Raw genomic sequence first — 22,213 nt, forward strand, 5'->3', positions numbered from 1 at the left:
GTCTCCCTCAAAGGTGGTGAACATGTTTCTTTCCACCAATCTACAACTGCCGGTTGCCCGGTGCGAGGTGAAATGGCCTCTGCTTTCTCTCAGCAGAACTAAACCTGCTAAAAAGCAAATGCCGCTACTAACTCATCTCACAGTGAGTCAGTAGCGGCGCTTCCTAGAACCTGCCTACTTGAGGAACTTCTCGAAGCCCTTGGGCAGGTTCATGTCATCCATCTTGAAATCCTGGTTCTGCTGGCCAAAGGCTGAACCTGAAGCAGCGGGCTTAGCCGCAGCAGCAGCCTCCTGCTGAGCGCGCTTCGCGGGGTTACCCGAGCGGCCCTTCTTGTTCTTGTTTGCCTTGCCCTTGTTCTTTCGGGCGGCGCCACCAGCGGCAGCCATACCCGGCATCTGCATGCCACCGGGCATGCCAGCCATGTTGCCCGATGCCAGCTTCTTCATCATCTTCTGAGCCTGAGCAAAACGCTCCATCAGCTGATTGACCTCAGAAACAGTGACACCCGAACCCTTAGCAATACGGGCACGGCGGGAGCCATTAATAATCTTGGGAGCAACACGCTCATGTGGGGTCATGGAGCGGACAATCGCCTCAACGCGGTCGATTTCCTTCTCATCAAAGTTCTCAAGCTGCTGGCGAATCTGAGCCGCACCGGGCATCATCATCAGCATCTTCTTCATGGAACCCATTTTGCGAATCTGCTGCATCTGAGCAAGGAAGTCTTCAAAGGTAAAGTCTTCTTGATCAACGAACTTCTTGGCCATGCGGTCAGCTTCGGCCTTGTCCCAGGTCTGCTCTGCCTGCTCAATGAGCGAGAGAACATCGCCCATATCCAGGATCCGCGATGCCATGCGGTCTGGGTGGAACTGCTCAAAATCAGTAACGTTCTCACCGGTAGAAGCGAACATGATGGGCTTGCCGGTTACCGATGCAACAGATAGGGCTGCACCGCCGCGGGCGTCGCCATCTAGCTTAGAGAGCACAACGCCAGTGAAGTCTACGCCTTCGTTGAAGGCGTTCGCGGTGTTGACGGCGTCCTGACCGATCATCGCATCGATGACGAAGAGAACTTCGTTAGGCTTGATAGCGTCGCGGATGTTGCGTGCCTGCTGCATGAGCTCGGCGTCTACACCCAAGCGGCCGGCGGTATCGACGATGACGACGTCGTGCAGTTTGGCACGAGCCTCAGCCACGCCGTCGCGTGCCACCTGCACCGGGTCACCGGTGGGGGTATCAAACTCGGAAGTTACACCGGGGTGAGGTGCGTAGACGGGCACACCGGCACGGTCGCCAACTACCTTGAGCTGAGTAACAGCGTTGGGGCGCTGAAGATCAGAGGCCACCAGCATGGGGGTGTGCCCCTGCTTCTTAAGCCAGTGGGAAAGCTTACCGGCCAGGGTGGTCTTACCCGCACCCTGCAGACCTGCCAGCATGATGATGGTGGGGCCGGTTTTTGCCATGTTGATGCGGCGGGTCTGGCCGCCCAGAATACTAACGAGCTCTTCATTAACAATTTTGACGATTTGCTGGCCGGGGTTTAGCGCCTCCGAAACCTCAGCACCCAGGGCACGTTCTTTGACGTGGGCGGTGAATTCGCGGACCACGGATACGGCGACGTCGGCGTCCAGCAGGGCGCGGCGGATTTCGCGTACGGTTGCGTCAATATCCGCTTCGGTCAGTTTGCCCTTACCGCGCAGATTCTTGAAGGTGGCTGTTAGACGATCGGAGAGTGAATTGAACACGAGCCGTGAACTACTTTCATCGCTGGGGACGCCGCCACCTATTGCCTGCACATTGGAGGGTAAGGTAGCAGCATGTTTATCAACTATCTAGAATAACGTATTTTCTGGTGGTAAAGCGCTGGGCTTTGTAACGAGCTATCTGTCCCTCGTTACTGTAGCTACGCCTTTTCTTTCACGGGGGACCTCTTCTAGAGGGCAATCTCCAGCAGAATGGGGGTGTGATCCTGGCGGGTACCGGAATCAATCATCTCTGAGGCGGTTACCTTATCTGCTACACGGACTGAAACCAGCCAGTAATCGATGCGCCAGCCGGTGTTATTGATTTTACTGGTGCGAGAGCGCTGTGCCCACCAGGTGTAGGCCCCGGTGACATCCCCGTGCAGGTGACGGAAGGTGTCGGTGAAGCCCTTGGCAAGAAGGTTGGTGAAGCCCTCACGCTCTTCATCGGTGAAGCCGGGTGAGCGGCGATTGCTCTTGGGGTTAGCCAGGTCGATTTCGGTGTGGGCTACGTTGAAGTCGCCAGTTGCGAGCACAGGCTTGATAGCGTCAAGCTCAGCCAGGTAGGTAGCGTAGAGGGCATCCCAGATTTGGCGGTCGCCCAGACGTTTGAGTCCGTCGGAGGAGTTGGGGGTGTAGACCTGGGTGACGAAGCAGTGCTCAAATTCGAGGGTAATTATGCGGCCCTCAGCGTCCATGGTGGTGGGTGCCTGAATCTTGGGGTAGGTCACCACCGGGTTCAGGCCCTTCTTGTAGAGAAAGAGGGTGCCGGCGTAGCCCTTGCGAGCCGGTTCAACCGAGGAAACCCAGGCAAGTTCATACTGCGGGAAGTAGCTTTCTAGTGCTTCGAGGTGCTTTCGGGTGGGGCCTTTATCGGAGAGTTTGGTTTCCTGGATGGCCAGGACATCGGGTGCGTGCTCAGCCAGGGTGGCAAAGACATCGCGTGAGAGTAGGGCGCGTGCAGATTCACTGGTGAGGGCGGCGTTGAGGGAGTCTACGTTCCAAGAAATGAGTTTCATGCTCACCATTCTAATGAACCGGGCGCAAGGACGCCGGTGAGCTGCTTCCCAGCTCACCGGCGTCCTTGTGCCCCAGCAGTCTGACGGTGGTATTAACTAATGTCTCTTAAATCGCTGCCAGATCGCGTTCACCGGTGCTGACGCGCACTACCTCGTCTACGGGGCTTACCCAGACTTTGCCGTCCCCGGGCGATCCGGTGTTGGCGGTGGCAATAATGATACCGACAATATCGTCAGCTTGTGCGTCATCGGCCAGAATCTCTAGACGGACCTTGGGAATGAGCCGGACATTGTATTCCTTACCGCGATAGATCTCGGTGTGCCCGCCTTGCCTGCCGTAGCCGCTGGCCTCGGAGACCGTCATGCCGTCTACGCCCAGGTTTTCTAGGGCGATCTTGATGTCTTCAAACTTTTCAGGCTGAATCAGTGCCGTCACCAATTTCATGTTGCTGCCCCTCTCTTACTTTTCTGCGAAGGCACCTGATGCCGGTGCCATGGCATATGCGGTTTCTGCGTGCTGGGCCAGGTCGATGCCCTGCACCTCCTGCTTCTCACTGACGCGGAAGCCCATGAAACGGTGGATGGGGAGCACGATAATTAGGGTGAGAACCGCACAGAAAATCACGGAGATGATAGTTGCGATACTCTGCGTTATCAGCAGCCCCAGACCGCCACCATAGAAGAGTCCGGCTGTACCGGTCTCTGGGGTAGCGATGAACCCGAGTGCCAGCGTACCGATGATGCCTGACACCAGGTGAACACCCACAACGTCCAGGGAATCATCGTAGCCAAAGCGGTACTTGAGGCCGACAGCCCAGCCCGATGCTACACCGGCAACCACACCCAGGGCGATAGCCCCCACCGGGTTGATATTGGCGCAGGCCGGGGTGATTGCCACTAACCCTGAAACTAGACCGGACGCAGCGCCAAGGGAGGTAGCGTGGCCGTCTCGGATGCGTTCCAGGAGGGACCAGCCCAGCATGGCAGCTGCAGGAGCGGCGAGGGTGTTGACCCAAATCAGACCCGCCTGCGCGCCGTCCGAAGCGGCACCTACATTGAAACCAAACCAGCCGAACCAGAGGATAGCCGCGCCCAGCATGACCAGGGGCAGGTTGTGGGGACGCTGGTCGGGGTCCTTACCAAAGCCCTTGCGAGCGCCCAGAACCAAAGCGAGAATCAACCCAGCGACGCCTGCGTTGATGTGAATCACCAGCCCACCGGCAAAGTCGATAGCTTCGCCAAAAATTGACCCAATCCAGCCCTCTTCACCGAAAAGACCGCCGCCCCAGACCATAAAAGCAAGTGGGCAGTAGACCAGGGTGAGCCAGAGCGGAACAAAGATACACCATGCCCCAAAACGAGCGCGATCGGCGATAGAACCGGAAATAATGGCCAGCGCGATGATGGCGAAGGTTGAGCTAAACGCTACTGCCAGCAGGTCGGTGCCACCGGCTGCAAGAGTTGAAGATAGCCCGAAGTCGCTGAAGGGGGAGCCTACAATATTGGGGATGAGGGCGTCCCCGCCGCTCATACCGTACCCCCAAAGCACCCAGCAAACACTGACCAGCCCCATTGAGATGATGGACATCATCATCATATTGAGAGCTGACTTAGCTCGTGTCATGCCGCTGTAGAACAGTGCCAGACCGGGAGTCATGAACAGAACCAGTGCTGCGGCAACAATCGTCCACACGTCAGTTGCGGTGAGTTCCATGCCTCTTACCCCTTTCAAACCGTTTCGAGACAATTCCTGAGAGAAACTGTGCGCGGGGCGTTACCCCGCAGTGTTGTATTGACAGGTCCTATTCAACAGGAGCAATGTTTCGACGGGTGTGGGGTTCAAGTTTCCTGTGGGTTACACCAGTCAGGGTTTTGTTGCAGCGATGAAAAATGGGGTTACGGCCAGGTTACTGGGAGTAACGGGAGTATTTCGGTCTCAGGTGTACACAGTCATCTGAGCACTGTTAACAACGGTTTGTTAGGCGAGCAGCTTTTTAATGAGATTTTCCTTGAAGCCTACGTAGGGCGGGTAGAGCAACCGCAGGGTGTCCGGCAAGAGGTGCTTGGTGAAAACAACCTTATCGTGGCTGAAATTTTCTACCGATTTCTGCCCGTGATATGCACCCATACCTGATTCTCCCACTCCACCAAAAGGCCAGTCATGAGGTGAAAGATGCACCAGGGCCGCGCCAAAGACTAGCCCGCCACTTGAGGTTTCAGCAACCAGACGCCGTTGGTTTTCCTCCGAAACAAACCCATAGAGCGCCAGCGGTTTATCGCGACCATTGATGAAGTTCAGCGCCTGATCCATACTTTTCATGGGTACCAGGGGCAGAATGGGGCCGAATATTTCCTCCGTCATCACCGGGCTTTCCAGGGACGCCGGGCTCAGCAGGGTCGGCTGGATGTAGCGGTCCGCCAGGTCAGTCCTTCCGCCGTACTCCACGGTTCCTTGGCTGAGATAAGACATCAAGCGCCGGTGGTGCCGGTCATTAATGATGCGCCCATAATCCGGTGAAATCTGAGGGTCAGTACCAAAAAATTCAGTAATAGCCGTTTGTAGTTCCGCGAGCAACTGCCGCTCCACACCGTCCAGCACCAGAACGTAGTCCGGGGCAACACAGGTTTGCCCGGCATTCAAGAATTTTGCCCATGCGATACGCCGCGCAGCGACCCCCAGATCGGTAGTGCCATCCACCACCACCGGTGACTTACCACCCAATTCCAAAGTGATGGGAGTCAGGTTTTCGGCAGCAGCGCGAGCGATAATTCGCCCTACCTGCCCGTTACCGGTATAGAAAATATGGTCAAAACGCTGGGCCAGCAACTCAGTGGTCTCTTCGACCCCGCCTTCCACCAGGGCGATAGCTTGCCGATCCAGATATTGAGGCACCAACTGGGCCAACAGATCGGAGACTTCCCCAGCAACCTCACTGGGTTTGAGGACCACAGTATTACCGGCAGCTAGCGCACCAATCAGCGGGGCAAAAAGCAACTGTACCGGGTAGTTCCAGGGGGCTATGATGAGCACCGTGCCCAGGGGCTCTCGGACCAGAGATGCCCGCCCCGGCATCAAGTTCAGGGGCACATTCAGCCGGCGCGGCGCCGTCCATTTCTTGAGGTTTTTGAGGGCATAATCGATGGCAGAAACCGTGATACCAATTTCGGTCATGTGAGCTTCGAGCGCTGACTTACCTAAATCTCTGGCAAGTGCCTGCTGAATCTCTGCGCTGTTCTCGGTCAGCAGAGCGCGTAAGGCAAGCAGTTGCTCGCGCCGCCAGCTACGCGGCTTGGTCGCACCGGTGGCAAAATGACGGTGAAGGGCTGTAACAGTTGCTTCAATGGTGTGAGGGTCCGTGGTCATGGTTAGTTATCTTTCCTGAGAGTTACTGTTGATTTGATGCTGGCTTCAGCAATTGAGCAGCTAGGTCTACCATCCGGTAGTATCCTCAATATCCATTCTTCAACTCTAATGCTGCTGGCGGACCCTATCTGCCGCAGTGGCCGCCTAAACCCCACAAAAAACTGGGAGCCACTCACATGAGCGGCTCCCAGTTTTATCTGCGGGGGGGCAGTAGATAATATTCTGGGTCTTTAGTCCAGCAGTGCGTCCACAAAGGCAGCCGGTTCAAAGGGCGCCAGGTCATCGGGGCCTTCGCCCAGACCAATGAGCTTGACGGGCACGCCTAGCTCTTCCTGGATCGCCACGACGATACCGCCCTTAGCAGAGCCATCTAGCTTAGTGAGTACGATGCCGGTAATCTGAACGACCTCTGAGAACACCTTGGCCTGAATCATGCCGTTCTGACCGGTGGTAGCGTCAATCACCAGCAGCACCTCAGTCACAGGGGCTTCCTTCTCTACCACGCGCTTAATTTTGCCCAACTGGTCCATCAGACCGGCCTTATTCTGCAGGCGGCCAGCAGTATCAATCATGACGGTATCAACACCACGTTCTTTGCCCACCTTAACTGCTTCAAAGGCGACAGAAGCGGGGTCTGCACCGTCCTTATCGCTACGGACGGTGTCAACCCCCACGCGGTCGCCCCAGGTCTGTAGCTGGTCGGCGGCAGCGGCACGGAAGGTGTCTGCCGCACCCAGCAACAGATTTTTGTCCTCAGCTACCATCACGCGTGCCAGCTTACCGACGGTGGTCGTCTTACCCACGCCGTTGACGCCCACTACCAGGACCACGCCGGGGTTGTTTCCCTCACCGTCCAGGTTCAGGGAGCGGTCGGTATCTTCGCCAACAATCCTTAGTAGCTCTTCTCGCAGCATAGCTTTGACTGCTGCAGGGTTTTCGGTGCCCTCGACGCGCACGCGCGACTGCAAAGCTTCGACAAGCCGCTGGGAGGGGCCAGACCCTAAATCTGCCAGGAGCAGGGTTTCTTCAACCTCGTCCCAGACGTCCTGGTCAATCTTGTCGCTGGATAGCAAAGCCAGCAGGCCTTTACCCAGAAGGTTATTAGAGCGCGACAGGCGAGCACGCAACCGCACCAAGCGTCCCTGGGCAGAGGCCGGCTTTTCAATGGTAGTGACCGGCTCCCCCTGCGCTGGAGCATCGTCAGCATCGCGGGTGGTCTCGTAACCACCGGGCGGTGCCTTGGGGCCGCGCAACAGCACAAAGAGCACGCCACCTAAAACCAGCACACCCAGCAGTATGTACACAATCAGAGTCAAAGTATCATTCACATCTTCTAGCTTGCCATATCCTCCCGTATCAGGCTAAGAGTAGGTGTAGGAATTCCGCTCAAGGGCGTAGTGGCTATTGGCTCTACCCTAAACACGGGGCTCTGAGGTAGCTTAAAGGAATACGCATAAGAGCTGAGAAAAGAACTAGAATAGAGATAACACGCACCTATGAGCAAACACATTCCCACCCCATCAATGGATACCGGGGCAATACCCGTCATACCCCAGTCGGTGCGAAACGAGAGCCTTAAGGACCAGCCGCCACGACCCCATCCCACCGTCAAGGTGCCAACCCAAATTAAAGTGCTGATTGCAGCGTCCTTTCTGATTGCCCTGGGGTATGGATTGGTTGCACCGGTGCTTCCCAGCTTCGCGCGCAGTTTTGATGTGGGCGCTATGGCAGCCACCTTCGTCGTCTCAGCTTTTGCCCTCACCAGGCTCCTTTTCGCCCCTACCAGCGGTAAACTCATCACCCGCTTCGGCGAACGCAAAATCTATTCCACAGGTCTGTTGATTGTTGCTTTGGGCTCATTGGGAGCTGGACTCTCGGTCAATTACCCCATGCTCATTGCCTCTCGCGCTGTGGGCGGTATCGGCTCTGTCATGTTCACGGTGGCAGCTATGGGAATCCTGGTGCGTAACTCTCCCCCGGCGATTCGCGGTAGAGTCTCGGGCTACTACGCGACCTCTTTCTTGCTGGGCAACATTCTTGGCCCGGTGCTGGGCGCTCTAGCAGCTGGCTGGGGCATGCGCATGCCTTTCTTTGTCTATGCTCTGTTACTCTTCGGAGCAGCCACAGTGGTACTGACCAAGCTGAAAGAGGAACTCCAAGAGGTTAACCTCAACACCCAAGGTATTGCCGTACCCAAAAAAGCTCTGACCTTTAAAGAGGCTTGGGGGTTCACCAACTTCCGCTCCGCTCTCTTCACTAACTTCGCAGTCGGCTGGTCGGTCTTCGGTTTGCAGAGCTCGGTCATCCCCCTGGCAGCTGTAGCGGTGCTCGCTGACTTTCACCGCAACGAGACCGGCTACGACGCTGCCGCGCGCGGCGCTACTCTCGCTGGTTTCACCCTAGCCGCATACGCGGCGGGTAACGCTCTGACGCAGATTTACTCGGGCAGGATGGGTGACCGTATTGGCCGCCGCCCCATGATCTTTGCCGGTTTGCTGCTCTCTGGCTCTGTTACGTTGGTCTTCGGTTTTATCAATCACCCCGCCGCTTTCGTGGCAACCGCTGTGCTTCTGGGTATTGGTTCGGCGCTACTGGGCCCGTCTCTTCAGGCTTCTCTTTCTGATGTTATTGGTAATAAGCGCTCAGGCGGTCAGCCGCTTGCCTACTATCAGATGGTCTCTGACATTGGCCTCATTATCGGCCCGCTGATAGCAGGTGCCATCATTGACGCCGCCGGTTTCTTCCCAGCCTTCGTGCTCTGCGCAAGTCTGCTGTTGGTAGCCTCTCTTGGGTGGTTGCCCGGCTTCAAACCCAAGTTCCCTGCAGATGTGGCCGAAGAAGGGTACACCGGTAAATAGTCCGTCTTTAAAGATGGGCATCAAACCGTCTCATCTCATGCCTTTTCTATGAGTTGAAGCTTTAGCGGTATTTCCTTACTTTTGGGGTGCGAAGCACGTTTCAACCGCTTGCTGGTAAGCAGCTAAGCAGTTGGCTCGCGCCGTCCTAGCTAGAGCTGTCCAGGTGAAATGGTCAAACCCATGGAAGCCACCCTCATACAGGTCATAAGTGACCGGCACCCCAGCGCCCTGAAGAGCCTCCACGTAGTCCACAGTTTCGTCGAGGAAGGGATCCTGCAAACCAATAAAGGTATAGGCAGGGGGCAACCCTTCAAAGGACTCTGCCCGTGCAGGTGCCGCGTAGGCTGGTGCCCTGTTACTTCCAAAGAGGTCACCCAGGTAGAGTTCCCAGGCGAGGCGGTTCTTGGTTTCATCCCAGACCAACTCCTCATTGCCCATCATGGACGGTGTATCCATGCGGTCGTTCATCATGGGGTATAGCGGCAACTGGAAGGCAAGCTGCACCTCCCCCGTATCCCGGGCCTTAAGCGCCAGCGCAATCGCCAAACCGCCACCAGCACTCATGCCACCAATCAACAACTGATCCGGGTTAGTGCCCAACGTTCGCCAGTTATCGCGAGTCCACAAGAGCGCGGCGTAAGAATCATCAAAGGCAGCCGGATAGGGCGCCTGCACCGAAGTGCGGTATTCAGGGGCGATCACCACGGTGTCAGTAGTCAGCACAAAATCAGCAATACTGCGCACTTCAGCTGAGGCACTCCCACGGGCATACCCACCCCCGTGCAACCAAAACAGAGCGGTGGAGCCGCGCCCGGCGTCCTTACCCACCCGCTTCTTGGCGCGGTAGATGTAGAGAGGTAACGGTCCCGCCGGGCCATCAATCATGATGCGGGAAATGTCAATCCGCCGGTGGGTGGGAACATCAATATCATGGGCAGTTGGCTTGCTTCTGGGCGCATCAACAAGCTCTGACACGGTGGAAAATCCAGTATAGCGGCTTACCAGCCAACCGGGCAGTAGTAGTTCCTTATCGGTCTGCGGGTAGCGGGAGCTCAAGGTTGCCAGCCCCGCCCCAGTGGCACTCAGACCGGCAGCTAGCACGCCACCAGCAGCGAATAACCTTTTCTTAGCCGTCATTCTTATCTGCTCCTTCTGTTACCGCAGCTGTCACATCAGCACCACGCTGAGAGATCACCATAGAAACGCCCTCTCGCATGGAAATACCGTACAGCGTATCAGCGCTACTCATGGTGCGCTGGTGATGTGTCACCATAATGAGCTGGGAAATTTCCTTGAGTCTCTCCAGGACCCCCAGCAGACGGCCCAGGTTACGGTCATCTAAGGCAGCTTCAACTTCATCCAGCACGTAGAAGGGCGCTGGTTTGGTCATAAAAATTGCCAGCAAGAGAGCCAGGGACGCCAGCGAGCGCTCACCACCGGAGAGCAGGGATAGGCGACTCACCTTTTTACCGGCAGGGCGAACCTGCAAATCAATACCGCTGTTCTGGGGGTCGGTTGGGTCAGCCAACACCAGCTGTCCCACACCGCCAGGGAAAAGCTCGGCAAAAATCTGTTCAAACTGTTTTTGCACCTGGGTGAAAGTTTGCTCAAAGGATTTCTCGATATGCTTCGAGATGTCTTTCATGACAGCGCGCAGGTCTGACCTGCTGTTCTTGAGATCTCTTATCTGCTCCTGCAGATAATCGTGCCGCTGTTTCAGTGCTTCAAACTCTTCTAATGCCAGTGGGTTGACGACGCCCAGACGCTTCAGTTCTTTCTCAGCAGCCGCCAGATTCTGTTCAAGCTGTTCACGGGAGACACACCCCTCAGTTGAGTCAGCTTCATCCAATGTGTCCTGATGTGCTGCAACAAGCACGTCTTTTAGACCCTGCCCTAGCTCATCAAAGGCGCGGCTCTCCAGGGCTTCCCATTGCGCTTCTAAACGGGCATGAGTAGCAGCCGCCTCGGCCTTTAGCGTCAAGGCGGCGGTAACACTCTTTTGGGCGCCATCGAGTTCCTGACGTACACCGGCTATCTCTTCGCGCAGACGCAACACGGCTTGCTGGCAAGCTTCGTGCTGCTGGTCTAGCTCCCCTAGGGAATCGGCCAGTGCCGCTAACAGTGCTTTTGCTGATTTTTGAGCTCTAACAGCCCGCGCGCGTTTCAGATGCCCTTCTTCTTCTCTTTTCTGTGCGCGCTCTTGGGCACGTTGAACAGCCTCAAGGGCTGTTTTCGCCTGGGCTACTCTAGCTTCGGCACTCTCTTGAAGTTCTACGAGGTGAGCATGCTCAGACTGAGCCAAGATCAGACGACGGCTCGTTTCGGTGGCATCTGCTCGTGCCTGCGTCAGAACCCGGGTGAGCTTTTCGCGCTGGTCGAGCGGTTTCTGGGCAAAGCAAGAATCCAGGGCGTCGATTGCAGCCTGCAGTTTAGTACCAGTTTCCTCAAGAAGATCGATCGCCCGTTGCGCTCTCTCTGATAAGCGTGAGGTTTCGGCGCCGGTCGTTTCAGCCCTGGCCTGGAGCGCGGCTAATTCAGAGCTGGCTTTAGCAAGGGCCTTTCGGTCAGCACCTAGGGTGCGGGCAATGCTCTGTTCTTCTGCCGCAGCTTCCTGATGGGCTCTCTGAGCGTCAGCATTTGATTGCTGGGCTGTTCGATAGGCAATCTGAGCTTCGTGGAGTTCTTGGGTGGCTGCCGCAAGCTGGCTATATAGTTCAACTGCCCCCGCACCATCTGCCGGGTAGAACACCGAGCTAGAGGTTCGCGCAGTAGCCTCTTGGCTCACCAGCCTTGCCTGAGGGTAGCGAATTATGAGCCTGCGAGCTTGAGCATCACTATCACAAAAAGCCAGATTGCCCAGTGAGATCAGCAAAAGCTGTTGGAGTGATTCAGGGGCTTCTACCAGGTCAGTAAAGCGATATACCCCCGGCTCAGCATAAAGTTCAGCTTGAACATCAAGTTTTGCTTCACCATCATGGTGGGGGTTGAAAAGTGCAGATACTGCCTGCTCAGGCTCTTTACCATCCTTACCGACCAGCGCAGAGGCCAGTTGCCCCAGGGCAACCCCCACTGCCTTTTCCCACCCCTTCTTGACGGTAAGGAGAGAGGCGACTTCTTCTGCTCCATCTGATGTAGCAGCAGCGATCGCGTCGCGCAGAGCGGGCTGGGTGAGATCATAACTCATCGCGGCTTTGAGGGCTTCGCATCTCGCTGACAGTGATTCAACTTCTACTTCAGCTTGATGGAACTGCTGTAAGCTGTTCTGCTCAGCTGAAGCCGCACGCACTCTTTCAGTCCGTGCTGAGGCTTCAGCCTCTACGCCGGCTTTGACCCTTTGCTTAAGTTCGGTAACAGTGTCCCAGGCAGCAGCTATTTCTTTCTCAGAGCCAGCCGCGTTATCCGCGAAATCTTCTAGCTCACCGCGGCGGCTTGCGCACTCCGCCTCAGCTCGGTCATGTGCTGCACGGGCCAAAGCCAATTCACCGGTGAGTCGGGCGGCTTCCTCCCGGTAGATAGTATGAGACTGTTCGGTATGTTCCAGATTCTCGGTAGCTTCGATGAGGGTACGTTCAGCACCCTCCGCATTATCACGAGCAGCTTCTACCACCCCCTGGGCATTATTCAGCTCCTGTTCAATACGCTGAGCTTCCCGCTTTTCACTCGCCCACGTAGCCTGGGCCTTCTCCAACCGTTCCCCATCGTCGGCAGCAGAGCTACTCTTTTCTGCTTTCAAGCGTTCGCTAGCAATCAGCTCAACCGTTTGGGCACGATGCTGCACCGATTCAGCACGTATGAGCAGCTCCCTTAAAATGTCACGCTCAGCGGTTTTAGCTTTCTCTCGAGCAGCTAAGGTTTCCAGACGTTGAGTCAGCAACTCACGTTTGAGATGAGCTTCCTCTTGTAGCACGCCAGTTCGTTCACTGGCAACAGTCTCTTCCTCACGCTTGCTTTCCAGTTGCTGACCATCAAGTACCAGCAATTCTTTTTTAGCCGAGCGGACGCGGGTAGCCACAGCAGATGCCGAGCGGGCAGCCTTAGCCTGCTCCCGTCGTCCTTCTAGCTGCTGGCTTAGCTCACTAGCCACATCTTCAAGGCGGTCTAGGTTGCCTTTCATGGCTTCTAACCTTGTAGCAGTTTTACTCTGGCGCTTGCGGTATTTTACGAGGCCAGCAGCCTCCTCGATGAGTTCACGGCGATCAGCGGCTGAACCGTGCAAAATTTTATCGAGCTGCCCCTGACCTACCAGTGAATGGAGCTCTCTGCCTAAACCGGCGTCCGAAAGAAGCTCTTGCACATCAGATAAGCGGGCGGGGTTGCCGTTGATTTCATAGTCAGACCCTCCAGCAGAAAACATGGTGCGGGCAAGAGAGATTTCAGTATAGGGCAGAGCGAGCGAGCCATCCGTATTATCGATTACTAACTCTACCCGCGCGCGGCCTAGGGCTGGACGCCCAGAACCACCGGCAAAGATGACATCTTTCATTGAGCCACCTCTGAGAGCAGATGCGCCTTGCGCGCCCAGCACCCAGGCCAGGGCGTCCACCACGTTGGACTTACCCGACCCATTGGGCCCAACAATAGCGTTAAGCCCAGGTTCGAACTCAAACATCGTTACTGAAGCAAAAGATTTGAAGCCGCGCACGGATAAAGATTTAAGGTGCATCAGGAGCTTTCGGGTTGGTGACAGGTAGCAGGTTTTTCTGCGCTATCAACAGTACCCCAGCTCTATTTGCCCTACATCGATGTGAGAATCACCCGTCAGCTCAATTAAGCATATTAAAATTTTGGGGCGTAAAATGTAAATTGGTTAAGCGCCTGCCCGTGTGGTGGGCGTGCATTTTCGCCCACCTGACATGCTAGAAGAGTAGATGACTGCCAACTCAGATATCCGTCACCGCAATGCGTCGCTGATTTCCATCACGCGAGTGCTACCCCCTCACACGGTGAGTAGTTCCTACTTTGATGAGCAGTTGGCTCAGACCTATCAGCGTCTCAAAATGCCTAAGGGGTTGCTGGAACGACTGGCAGGTATTACTGAACGACGTTCCTGGGGCGAGGGCATGACCTTTGAGGACGGCGCGGTGGCCGCCGGTGAGCAGGCACTCGCAGCTGCCGGTATCGATAAGGAGCAGGTGGGTCTGCTCATTAATGCTTCGGTAACCCGCGATAACTTTGAACCGGCTGTTGCTGTGGGTGTTCACGACCGCTTGGGGTTGCCCCGCCATGCTCTGACTTTTGATATCACCAACGCCTGCTTGGGCTTTGTGAACGCTATGACGGTGGCATCAACTATGATCGATGCGGGCGCCATTGACTACGCCCTGATTGTTGCTGGGGAGGATCCTTCACCGTGGCACGCCACTGCCCTGCGTCAGCTAAGCCGCCCCGATTCCACCCGTGATGATGTGCTGGCGCAATTTGCCACCTTGACCCTGGGTTCTGGTGCTGCGGCTGCAGTACTGGGACGCTCAGACCAGCACCCTAATGCCCATAAGATTGTGGGGTCAGTGACCCGTGCTGGCACTGAACACCGTGATCTGTGTGTTGGCGGCGAAGCGGATACCGGAATGAACACCGATGCGGCGGGCCTGCTCAAGCACGGTTTAGCGCTGGTGGCAGAGGCTTGGGAAGAGGCCTCCCAGAACGGCTGGGACTGGTCCAACATGACCTCTTACGTCACCCACCAGATCTCTAACGCCCATACCAATGCCATTATTGAGGCTGTTGATTTGGACCGCGAGCGCCTCCCCCTTACCTTCCCAATATGGGGCAACGTGGCTGCGGCCGCTCTTCCCATGACGCTGGCTGAAGATTCGGTCAAGTACAGCAAGGGTGACCGTATTCTCTGCCTGGGTGTTGGTTCTGGTTTGAATACCGCCCTGATGGAAATCACCTGGTAGATATTGTGTGAGGACGCCTACCCTGGCATGGCGCAAGGCACCTGGAACAAGGCACCTGGCGAAAAGTCGGGGCTGGTTACCTATAGAGGTTGAAAATGATTAAAAAGCTAACCCCCCACCCCTCTGACTGGCCCGGCGTTAACCCACAGTGGTCGCACACGCTGGCTATTCCCTCAACTGCTTCGGTTGAGGCTGAAGGTAGCGTGCGTACCTGGCACTACCTCGATAACCTTGCCGCGTTAAAATCCGCGGGTAAAGAGCCAGTGGGCACCGTGCTCTGTGTTCACGGCAACCCGACCTGGTCTTACCTGTGGCGGTCTGTAGTGGCTGCTGCCAGCGAAGGCGAGCAGCCCTGGCGAGTAGTTGCTGTCGATCAGTTAGAGATGGGCTTTTCAGAGCGCACGGGCTTGGCACGCTCACTGGCTGACCGCATTACCGACCTGGGCGACTTCACCGCCGCGCTGGGCCTTGACTCTACCGATTTACCGCTGGTTACCTTGGCTCATGACTGGGGCGGTCTCATCTCTCTAGGCTGGGCGCTGGGTCACCGCGATATTCTTTCGGGCATCATGCTCACCAACACCGCAGTCTTCCACGATTCAGCCGAGAGAATCCCGGTAGCCCTGCAGGCGGCTCTCTCCCCTACCCTCCACTCCTGGGCAACCCGAGGTTCCACCGCCTTCATTGATGTGACGCTGGGGCTAGCCCAGGCACCTGGCGGCCTGCCAGCACAGGTCAAGAAAACCTATAAGCTGCCCTACACCACCGCTGAGCACCGCACCGGTGTGCGCAATTTCGTGGCGGATATTCCCGCTACTGAAGCCGCACCCTCCTACCGGCCCATGTTGCGAGTGGCTGAAGGTATTAAGGAGCTGGACGTTCCTGCTCTCATGCTTTGGGGTACTAAAGACCCGGTCTTCCAGCGCCGCTACATGGCTGATGTGGCCACCCGTCTGCCTCAAGCTGATATTCACCGTTTTGAGAATGCCAGCCACTTGGTGGCAGAAGACGAAGATATTGCTACCCCCATTCTTGAGTGGCTGGGCCAGCACTTCATCAGACAGCAAACGGCACGTTCTCTTCATGTACAAGCTCGTGAACAGTTGAACCCAGCAGGCGATGATTACCGCCCGATGATTGCCGAGGTTGAAGCACGTGCAAAAGATACTAGTCTCGCTGTAGTAGATATGGACGCCGCCGGTGACGGCACTTCCGTTGCCCGGCAGCTCACCTGGCAGCAGTTGGACGCCGAGGTCACCCGAATAGCCGCAGGTCTGCATAAGCTGGGCGTGCAACGCGGCGACCGAGTAAATCTTCTGGTTACCCCCGGTATTGATTTGACCGCGCTCATGTACGCCTGCCTCAAGCTGGGAGCTGTGATTGTGGTGGCTGATACCGGTCTGGGGCTTAAGGGTATGACGCGCGCGCTTAAGGGAGCCCGCCCCACCTGGCTCATCGGTATCCCCACTGCCCTCGCTGCGGCCCGTTCCCTGGGTTGGCCCGGGACTCGTATCGCCGCTACAGCGCTCAAGCCGGCTGTAGCCCGTGCTCTGGGAGTTGTGGGGTCAGTGGCCGACTTTGAAACCCCCTCTACCTTCGAGCTCACCTACCCGCAGCCTGATGCGGACGCCGCGATTCTTTACACCTCGGGCTCTACTGGTCCGGCTAAGGGTGTGGTCTACACCCACCGTCAGTTGGCTGCCATGCGTGATGCCATTGCTGGCACCTACGATTTAGCGGCGGGTAACGGTCTAGTAGCTGGCTTCGCGCCTTTTGCTCTGCTGGGACCTGCACTGGGTGCCACCAGCGTCACCCCCACCATGGATGTCACCAAGCCTAAAACTCTCACCGCTTCAGCCCTGGCATCGGCTGCGGCAGCTATCGACGCCACTACTGTTTTTGTCTCCCCTGCGGCCATTATGAACGTCATTGCTACCGCAGGTGACCTAAACACCCAACAACGGGAGGCCCTGGGCAAGGTAGGCACGGTGCTCTCAGCTGGTGCTCCCATTACCTCCGCCCTCTTGGCTCAGCTGCAGGACATTGTGCCAGCAGCTGCCCTGCATACCCCCTATGGCATGACCGAGGCTCTGCCGACCACCGATGTCTCCTTTGAGACGATTCAGCAGGCAGAAGCGGATGCCGCAGACGGCATGCTGGGCGCTGGCGGGGGTGTCTGCGTGGGCAGTCCTGTCTTCGGTGCACGAGTGCAGATTGCTCCTTTGCTCGCCGATGGCTCTGCCAGTGCTGAGGTCACGGAAGAACCCGGTGTGACAGGCGAAATCTTGGTCTCTGCACCCCACGTAAAGGATCGTTACGACACCCTCTGGGTAACTGAAGGTGTCTCTACCTCAACCCCCGGGTGGCATCGCACCGGCGATGTGGGGCACTTTGATGCCGTTGGTCGCCTCTGGGTTGAAGGGCGTCTAGCTCACGTGTTGGTCACCAGCCAGGGAGTGCTGACCCCCGTTGCCCTGGAACAGGCAGCAGAGCTGGTACCCGGTGTCCGCCGGGCTGCCGCCGTTGCCGTGGGGCAGACCGGCGCGGCGTCCCCGGTGATTGTTGCCGAGGTTGGCCCTCGCTTTGAGGGTAAGAAAACCCGAGCCGGCCGGGCACCTGTCGAACTGACCCGGCGGGTGCGCCAGGCAGTACTTGAACAGACCGGTGTCGAAGTTTCTGCTGTGCTGATGGTCGCTGAGCACCCCACCGATGTGCGCCATAACTCCAAGATTGATCGCCCGGTACTAGCCACCTGGTCTCGCAAGGTATTGGCTGGCAAGAAGGCTCGCGTGGGCAAGGGAGTAATCGCATGGTAGTCTCATTGCGCCCCATCACCGCATCCGATGTCGCGCCGCGCCTCGGTGAACGCGTACTACTCACTGGCGCTTCAGGCATGTTGGGCAGAGAAACCGTCTTTGCTCTGCTGCGAGCTGGCTACGATGTTCGAGCTTTCCAGCGAGGGGATGCTGGCATCGCTGAGTTACTGCCGGAGTCAGTCACCGATCGTTTTTCGCAGGTACGCGGCTCGGTCAATGACGCAGCTGTGCTCAGCCAAGCCTTAGATGGTGTGGATGGGGTCATTCACATGGCCGCTAAGGTATCGGTGGTCGGTGACTGGGCTGACTACGAGCGAGTCAATATTGAAGGAACCCGTGCGGTGCTGGACGCCGCGCGGGGAGCCGGTATCCGTAAGTTCCTCAATACGTCCTCACCCTCGGTTGCCCATACCGGCAGCGCCATTGAAGGTGAGGGTAACCCACCGGCATCCCCCGAGCATGCCCGGGGTAACTACGCCCGTTCTAAGGCAGCAGCTGAGCAACTAGCGCTGAGCTACGATTCAGCCGATTTCTGGGTGGGCGTCTTGCGCCCTCACCTAGTCTGGGGCCCCGGTGATACCCAGCTGGTCGAGCGTGTCCTTGAACGCGCCGCCGCCGGGCGTCTGCCCCTGCTCAATAATGGCACCGCCCTGATTGACACGCTCTATATTGATAACGCTGCGGACGCTTTTGTGCGCGGCTACCAGCGTCTCGAGCAGATTCACGGCACCCCGCTGGTGGTCACCAATGGGCAACCACGCACGGTAGCGGAGATTCTGGCTGGAATGTGCACCGCCTGCGGTGTGCCTGCGCCCTCCCGTTCGCTCCCTGCCCGCCTGGCGGTGGGTCTCGGGCTGGCGCTGGAAAGAATCTGGTCGCTCCGAGGTACGGATGAGATTCCGCCCATGACAAGTTTTCTAGCCGAGCAGCTCTCGACCTCCCATTGGTTTGATCAGAGCCTCACCCAGCAACTGCTGGACTGGACGCCCGCAGTGAGCCTGGAAGAGGGCTACACTCAGCTGGGCATCTTCTACGGAGACCGGTTCAGCCGCTAAACCTGCACCTCGCACAAGGTGAGTAGCAGCGGATCTTAAGCCGCCGGCTGGCGTGAATCTCCTCGTGTGCGCTAGCGAACCGGGCGAGAGGGTCACCTGGCTGAGAGCACAAAACCATGGGTAAAGAACCGCTGTTTCCTAAACTTTACTGCCTCGTGGTCTACGCTGACAGTGAGGGCTCCGGTAGGAGCTCCGCCCTCCGAAGGGTTCGCGTACCATGATGCTGGTGCGCCCCGCTTCAAGGCAGCGTGCGCACGGCTTGCCAGCCTGCCCGTAAGCGAAGAGGGATCGGTCGAAGTAACCTGACTCTCCGTTGACGTTGACGTAGAGAGCGTCGAAGCTGGTGCCACCCTGGGCAAGGGCGTCCTGCATCACCCGAGTGGCGCCGTCGATGAGTTCTCGGGTTTGGGCGGGGCTAAGCGTTTTAGCAGGCTTGGCATAGTGTAGACGGGCCCGCCAGAGCGCCTCATCTGCATAAATGTTGCCCACCCCTGAGATAACGGACTGATCTAGTAGAAGTTTTTTAATGCCGGTCGAGGTTTTCAGCATTTTGCTGCGCACCTCAGCCAGGTCAAAATGAGGGTCTAGCGGGTCACGAGCTATGTGAGCCACCGATGCCGGAATCAACGGCAGATTCAGTGCACTAGAGGACGCCGCCGGAATCGGCTCTCCCTCGAGGTTAGTTGTTTCAACCAGAGAATCGAGGAACATTCCGCCGAAGATACGCTGGTCTACAAAACGCATGTCGAGGTCACCGCTCTGCCCCGCTTCATCGGTCCCGCCAGCCAAATTGAGCACGATTTTTTGGTGTTTTTCAGCAGTCATCGCGGGTTCTTTGAGGAGCACCTGTCCGCTCATCCCCAGGTGTATGACCAGGGCAAGCGGCTCCACCTGACTCTTGAGTGCAGCTTCAGTATCACGGGCGAGCAAGACCCAAAGGTACTTACCCCGCCGGCAAATATCAGCGATAATAGCGCCTTCAAGCTGCTGAATAAAATCAACTGGACCGGCCAAGTGACGACGCACCGAACGTCCGTCCACCACGGTGACCCGCTCTATGGCGGCACCCAAGGTGTGCCCCGCAAGACCGCGGCGCACCACTTCAACTTCGGGTAATTCAGGCATACCTCTCCCCTTCTTTAGCTCACCCCTATTGTGCCTCGGCAGGTACTGCCAGCACAGAAAGAACGTGCCTGCTAGGCCCGAATACACCACTGAGGCGGTACATTCGAACGTACCAGGCACGTTCTTTCGATGAAATTTTATGGCGGAGCCATTATCAGCTGCCGTGAATAGCGTAGTAGGCGGCCTCAGCCGCTAGGCGCTCGGCTTCCTTTTTGCTCGTCCCCTGCCCGGTCCCCAGTTTCCTGTCTGCCAGGAGCACCGTTGCGGTATAACGGCGGGCGTGGTCAGGGCCGGTACCCTCAACGCGGTAAACAGGCTCACCGGTGCCAGCGGCAGCGGCGTACTCTTGAATCTCGGTTTTCCAGTCGCGGCCAATATTCAGAGTTTTCTGGTCATCCAGCAGCTGCCCCACGTGTTCCAGCACCAGCTGGTGAGCGCGTTCGGGGCCGTGGCTCATGTAAACCGCGCCGAAGACAGCCTCCATGGTGTCGGCAAGAATTGAATCTTTATCGGCACCACCGGTCTTGGTTTCGCCCTTCCCCAGAAGGATGCAGGGACCAAGACCCAGCTTGCGAGCTAGAGCGGCGAGGGTTCGGGTGGAGACCACCACGTGGTGGCGCTTCACCAGCTCACCTTCAGCTAGGTCCGGGAACCTTTTATAGAGTTCGGAGGCGACCGCCAGTGAGAGCACCGAGTCACCTAGAAACTCTAGACGCTCGTTGTTGGGCACGTTTCCGTTCTCAAAGGAGTAAGAACGGTGAGTCATTGCTAGACGAAACGCCTCGGAGTCGAGACCGACACCGAGGCGTTTCATAAACTCTTGTGATTGAGAGTTGTTCATTAGCGCTAAACTTACGCGTCAGCTACCTTGCGGCCCTTGTACTCGTAGAAGAGTTCGGTGCCTGCAGAGTCAGTAACCAGCTTTGCCTGGTGAGGCAGGGAGTAGGTTACGCGACCGTTTTCAACGGTCTTGACCAGCTGAGGAGCGGACGCCTTCCACTGGGAACGACGTGCGCGGGTGTTAGCACGGGACATTTTCCGCTTGGGAACAGCCACAGCTATCTCTTTTCTCTTGAATTATCTTAAGTTTTATTTGTCGTCTGCATCGAGCAACGCAGAAAGCGAATTCCACCGCGGGTCTAGTACCTCGTGGTGATGCTCGGGGTCTTCCTCCAGGCGGATTCCACATTCGGAACACAAACCCTGGCAGGAGTCCCTGCAAACAGGCTGGAACGGCAATTGTAGAATTACGGCGTCCCGCAGTGCCGGTTCGAGATCAATTTCATCGTTCTCTACGGCGTACTGCTCATCTACTTCATCTTCGGGGCCACCTGAAGGTGCCTTCTCAAAGACAAAAAGCTCTTGGACATCGGCTGTTATATCAAATTCAACCGGGTCTAGGCAGAGGCTGCATTCACCGTTCATGGTGACAAATGCAGTACCAGTTACCAAGATACCATCTGAAACGGATTCCAGGCGCACATTGATATCAATGTCGTCACCCTCTTCCGCTCCAATTAGAGCGTTACCAAAGTCAATTGGTGCTGGCACAACTTCTTCAAGGGTTTCCATGCTGCCCGGTCGTTTGCTGAGATCTCGCACGGAGATCTTCAGGGGCGATGAATCTTTTCGTGAAATGACGAACTCCCTCAAGAATGTTTTAAACCAAGAACCAATTCTAGGTGGCTAGCGGCGACTATTCAAGCCTGCTTTGGTTTTAACGCTGTTTCCCCTGACACAGTGGGGTGGTATGCCTATGCCCTGCAAGAGGGTCAGCTAGCTTTGAGTGACTCCCTCGTCCTTATCTCCTGGCTCAACGTGTTTATGATCGATCTACTGCGCTTCGGCGAAGGCTCGCTGCACGACCCGCGGAACGAAGGCGCGCACGTCCCCGCCGTACCCTGCAACTTCTTTGACGATGGTGGAGGAAAGGTGGTTATGTTTGGGGTCCCCGGCAAAGAATACTGTTTCGACACCGGAAACGTGCCGGTTCATGCTGGCCATGGGTGCTTCATATTCAAAGTCTTGGGCGTTGCGCACCCCTTTAACCATAAGGATTGATCCGCGTGAGCGCACGAAGTCGGCCAGGAGCATGTCAGTTGGCAGGGCTTCTACGGTGACATCGTCGAAAAGGGCGAAGGTTTCTTCTGCCATCGCGATGCGTTCTTCAAGGGTGAAGCGGTAAGTCTTTTTGGCGTTGTGCGCGACCGCCACAATAACGCTGCCGTAGAGCTTTGCGGCGCGAGTGATGACTTCTACGTGACCGTTATGGATAGGGTCAAATGATCCGGGGCAGACTACCAATTGCATGCCTCCCAGCCTAGCAGTCTGAG

At 56.9% G+C, this 22,213-nt stretch carries 17 protein-coding genes; 4 read left to right on the forward strand and 13 right to left on the reverse strand.

What is annotated here, in order from left to right; genetic code table 11:
• Positions 1-174 precede the first annotated feature (174 nt).
• The 6 genes from ffh to ftsY all read right to left on the reverse strand — a co-directional run bounded on the left by ffh (position 175) and on the right by ftsY (position 7,454).
• Positions 175-1,746, reverse strand: coding sequence for a signal recognition particle protein (gene ffh, locus M3668_RS00740; RefSeq protein ID WP_251378924.1), 1,572 nt, complete (start codon positions 1,744-1,746; stop codon positions 175-177).
• A gap of 188 nt (positions 1,747-1,934) precedes the next feature.
• Positions 1,935-2,762: an exodeoxyribonuclease III gene (locus M3668_RS00745; protein ID WP_251378925.1), complete on the reverse strand. Its 828-nt coding sequence runs from the start codon at positions 2,760-2,762 to the stop codon at positions 1,935-1,937.
• 106 nt (positions 2,763-2,868) lie between these two features.
• Positions 2,869-3,207: a P-II family nitrogen regulator gene (locus tag M3668_RS00750; protein WP_251378926.1), complete on the reverse strand. Its 339-nt coding sequence runs from the start codon at positions 3,205-3,207 to the stop codon at positions 2,869-2,871.
• Between the two features lie 15 nt (positions 3,208-3,222).
• Positions 3,223-4,476, reverse strand: a complete 1,254-nt coding sequence (locus tag M3668_RS00755; protein ID WP_251378927.1) for an ammonium transporter — start codon at positions 4,474-4,476, stop codon at positions 3,223-3,225.
• 264 nt (positions 4,477-4,740) lie between these two features.
• Entirely contained in the window at positions 4,741-6,126 is a 1,386-nt protein-coding gene (locus M3668_RS00760) for an aldehyde dehydrogenase family protein (RefSeq protein WP_251378928.1), read from the reverse strand.
• A gap of 230 nt (positions 6,127-6,356) precedes the next feature.
• Positions 6,357-7,454 (reverse strand): signal recognition particle-docking protein FtsY, encoded by a 1,098-nt coding sequence (gene ftsY, locus M3668_RS00765; protein WP_251378929.1) that lies wholly within the window; start codon positions 7,452-7,454, stop codon positions 6,357-6,359.
• Between the two features lie 168 nt (positions 7,455-7,622).
• On the opposite strand from ftsY, the gene M3668_RS00770 reads away from it, so the two are divergent.
• Positions 7,623-8,984 carry an MFS transporter gene (locus M3668_RS00770; protein ID WP_251378930.1) on the forward strand — a complete coding sequence of 454 codons (1,362 nt, stop codon included), beginning with the start codon at positions 7,623-7,625 and terminating at the stop codon, positions 8,982-8,984.
• 75 nt (positions 8,985-9,059) lie between these two features.
• Here M3668_RS00770 and M3668_RS00775 read toward each other — a convergent pair whose 3' ends face one another.
• Both M3668_RS00775 and smc read right to left on the reverse strand, forming a co-directional pair.
• The gene (locus M3668_RS00775) at positions 9,060-10,121 is read right to left on the reverse strand and encodes an alpha/beta hydrolase (protein ID WP_251378931.1); all 1,062 of its coding nucleotides are present in this window, start codon (positions 10,119-10,121) and stop codon (positions 9,060-9,062) included.
• Positions 10,111-13,647 (reverse strand): chromosome segregation protein SMC, encoded by a 3,537-nt coding sequence (smc, locus tag M3668_RS00780; RefSeq protein ID WP_251378932.1) that lies wholly within the window; start codon positions 13,645-13,647, stop codon positions 10,111-10,113. The genes M3668_RS00775 and smc overlap by 11 nt, the downstream gene beginning before the upstream one ends.
• Positions 13,648-13,852: 205 nt before the next feature.
• Here smc and M3668_RS00785 point away from each other — a divergent pair, with 205 nt between their 5' ends.
• The 3 genes from M3668_RS00785 (at position 13,853) to M3668_RS00795 (ending at position 18,755) form a co-directional block, all read left to right on the forward strand.
• A complete protein-coding gene (locus M3668_RS00785; protein ID WP_251378933.1) occupies positions 13,853-14,884 on the forward strand; it encodes a 3-oxoacyl-ACP synthase III in 1,032 nt (343 codons plus the stop codon).
• 95 nt (positions 14,885-14,979) lie between these two features.
• Positions 14,980-17,700, forward strand: coding sequence for an alpha/beta fold hydrolase (locus M3668_RS00790; protein WP_251378934.1), 2,721 nt, complete (start codon positions 14,980-14,982; stop codon positions 17,698-17,700).
• Positions 17,694-18,755 (forward strand): NAD-dependent epimerase/dehydratase family protein, encoded by a 1,062-nt coding sequence (locus M3668_RS00795; RefSeq protein ID WP_251378935.1) that lies wholly within the window; start codon positions 17,694-17,696, stop codon positions 18,753-18,755. Before M3668_RS00790 ends, M3668_RS00795 begins: the two co-directional genes overlap by 7 nt.
• Positions 18,756-18,893: 138 nt before the next feature.
• On the opposite strand, the gene mutM is transcribed toward M3668_RS00795, so the two are convergent.
• The 5 genes from mutM to coaD all read right to left on the reverse strand — a co-directional run bounded on the left by mutM (position 18,894) and on the right by coaD (position 22,190).
• Positions 18,894-19,880 (reverse strand): bifunctional DNA-formamidopyrimidine glycosylase/DNA-(apurinic or apyrimidinic site) lyase, encoded by a 987-nt coding sequence (gene mutM / locus M3668_RS00800; RefSeq protein ID WP_251378936.1) that lies wholly within the window; start codon positions 19,878-19,880, stop codon positions 18,894-18,896.
• A gap of 154 nt (positions 19,881-20,034) precedes the next feature.
• A complete protein-coding gene (gene rnc, locus M3668_RS00805; protein WP_251378937.1) occupies positions 20,035-20,694 on the reverse strand; it encodes a ribonuclease III in 660 nt (219 codons plus the stop codon).
• Positions 20,695-20,732: 38 nt separating this feature from the next.
• The gene (gene rpmF, locus M3668_RS00810; protein ID WP_237203960.1) at positions 20,733-20,936 is read right to left on the reverse strand and encodes a 50S ribosomal protein L32; all 204 of its coding nucleotides are present in this window, start codon (positions 20,934-20,936) and stop codon (positions 20,733-20,735) included.
• A gap of 33 nt (positions 20,937-20,969) precedes the next feature.
• The gene (locus M3668_RS00815) at positions 20,970-21,452 is read right to left on the reverse strand and encodes a YceD family protein (protein WP_251378938.1); all 483 of its coding nucleotides are present in this window, start codon (positions 21,450-21,452) and stop codon (positions 20,970-20,972) included.
• Between the two features lie 261 nt (positions 21,453-21,713).
• The gene (gene coaD, locus M3668_RS00820; protein ID WP_251378939.1) at positions 21,714-22,190 is read right to left on the reverse strand and encodes a pantetheine-phosphate adenylyltransferase; all 477 of its coding nucleotides are present in this window, start codon (positions 22,188-22,190) and stop codon (positions 21,714-21,716) included.
• Between the last annotated feature and the right edge of the window lie 23 nt (positions 22,191-22,213).

The organism is Rothia sp. P100 (genome assembly GCF_023712425.1).
GTDB lineage: Bacteria > Actinomycetota > Actinomycetes > Actinomycetales > Micrococcaceae > Rothia > Rothia endophytica.

Coding starts and splice junctions, on each gene's coding strand:
- M3668_RS00785 (WP_251378933.1), top strand. CDS start 13,853: ATGACTGCCAACTCAGATATCCGTCACCGCAATGCGTCGCTGATTTCC.
- coaD (WP_251378939.1), bottom strand. CDS start 22,190: ATGCAATTGGTAGTCTGCCCCGGATCATTTGACCCTATCCATAACGGT.
- M3668_RS00795 (WP_251378935.1), top strand. CDS start 17,694: ATGGTAGTCTCATTGCGCCCCATCACCGCATCCGATGTCGCGCCGCGC.
- M3668_RS00775 (WP_251378931.1), bottom strand. CDS start 10,121: ATGACGGCTAAGAAAAGGTTATTCGCTGCTGGTGGCGTGCTAGCTGCC.
- M3668_RS00745 (WP_251378925.1), bottom strand. CDS start 2,762: ATGAAACTCATTTCTTGGAACGTAGACTCCCTCAACGCCGCCCTCACC.
- M3668_RS00755 (WP_251378927.1), bottom strand. CDS start 4,476: ATGGAACTCACCGCAACTGACGTGTGGACGATTGTTGCCGCAGCACTG.
- rnc (WP_251378937.1), bottom strand. CDS start 20,694: ATGAAACGCCTCGGTGTCGGTCTCGACTCCGAGGCGTTTCGTCTAGCA.
- M3668_RS00750 (WP_251378926.1), bottom strand. CDS start 3,207: ATGAAATTGGTGACGGCACTGATTCAGCCTGAAAAGTTTGAAGACATC.
- M3668_RS00790 (WP_251378934.1), top strand. CDS start 14,980: ATGATTAAAAAGCTAACCCCCCACCCCTCTGACTGGCCCGGCGTTAAC.
- M3668_RS00760 (WP_251378928.1), bottom strand. CDS start 6,126: ATGACCACGGACCCTCACACCATTGAAGCAACTGTTACAGCCCTTCAC.
- smc (WP_251378932.1), bottom strand. CDS start 13,647: ATGCACCTTAAATCTTTATCCGTGCGCGGCTTCAAATCTTTTGCTTCA.
- mutM (WP_251378936.1), bottom strand. CDS start 19,880: ATGCCTGAATTACCCGAAGTTGAAGTGGTGCGCCGCGGTCTTGCGGGG.
- M3668_RS00770 (WP_251378930.1), top strand. CDS start 7,623: ATGAGCAAACACATTCCCACCCCATCAATGGATACCGGGGCAATACCC.
- M3668_RS00815 (WP_251378938.1), bottom strand. CDS start 21,452: ATGGAAACCCTTGAAGAAGTTGTGCCAGCACCAATTGACTTTGGTAAC.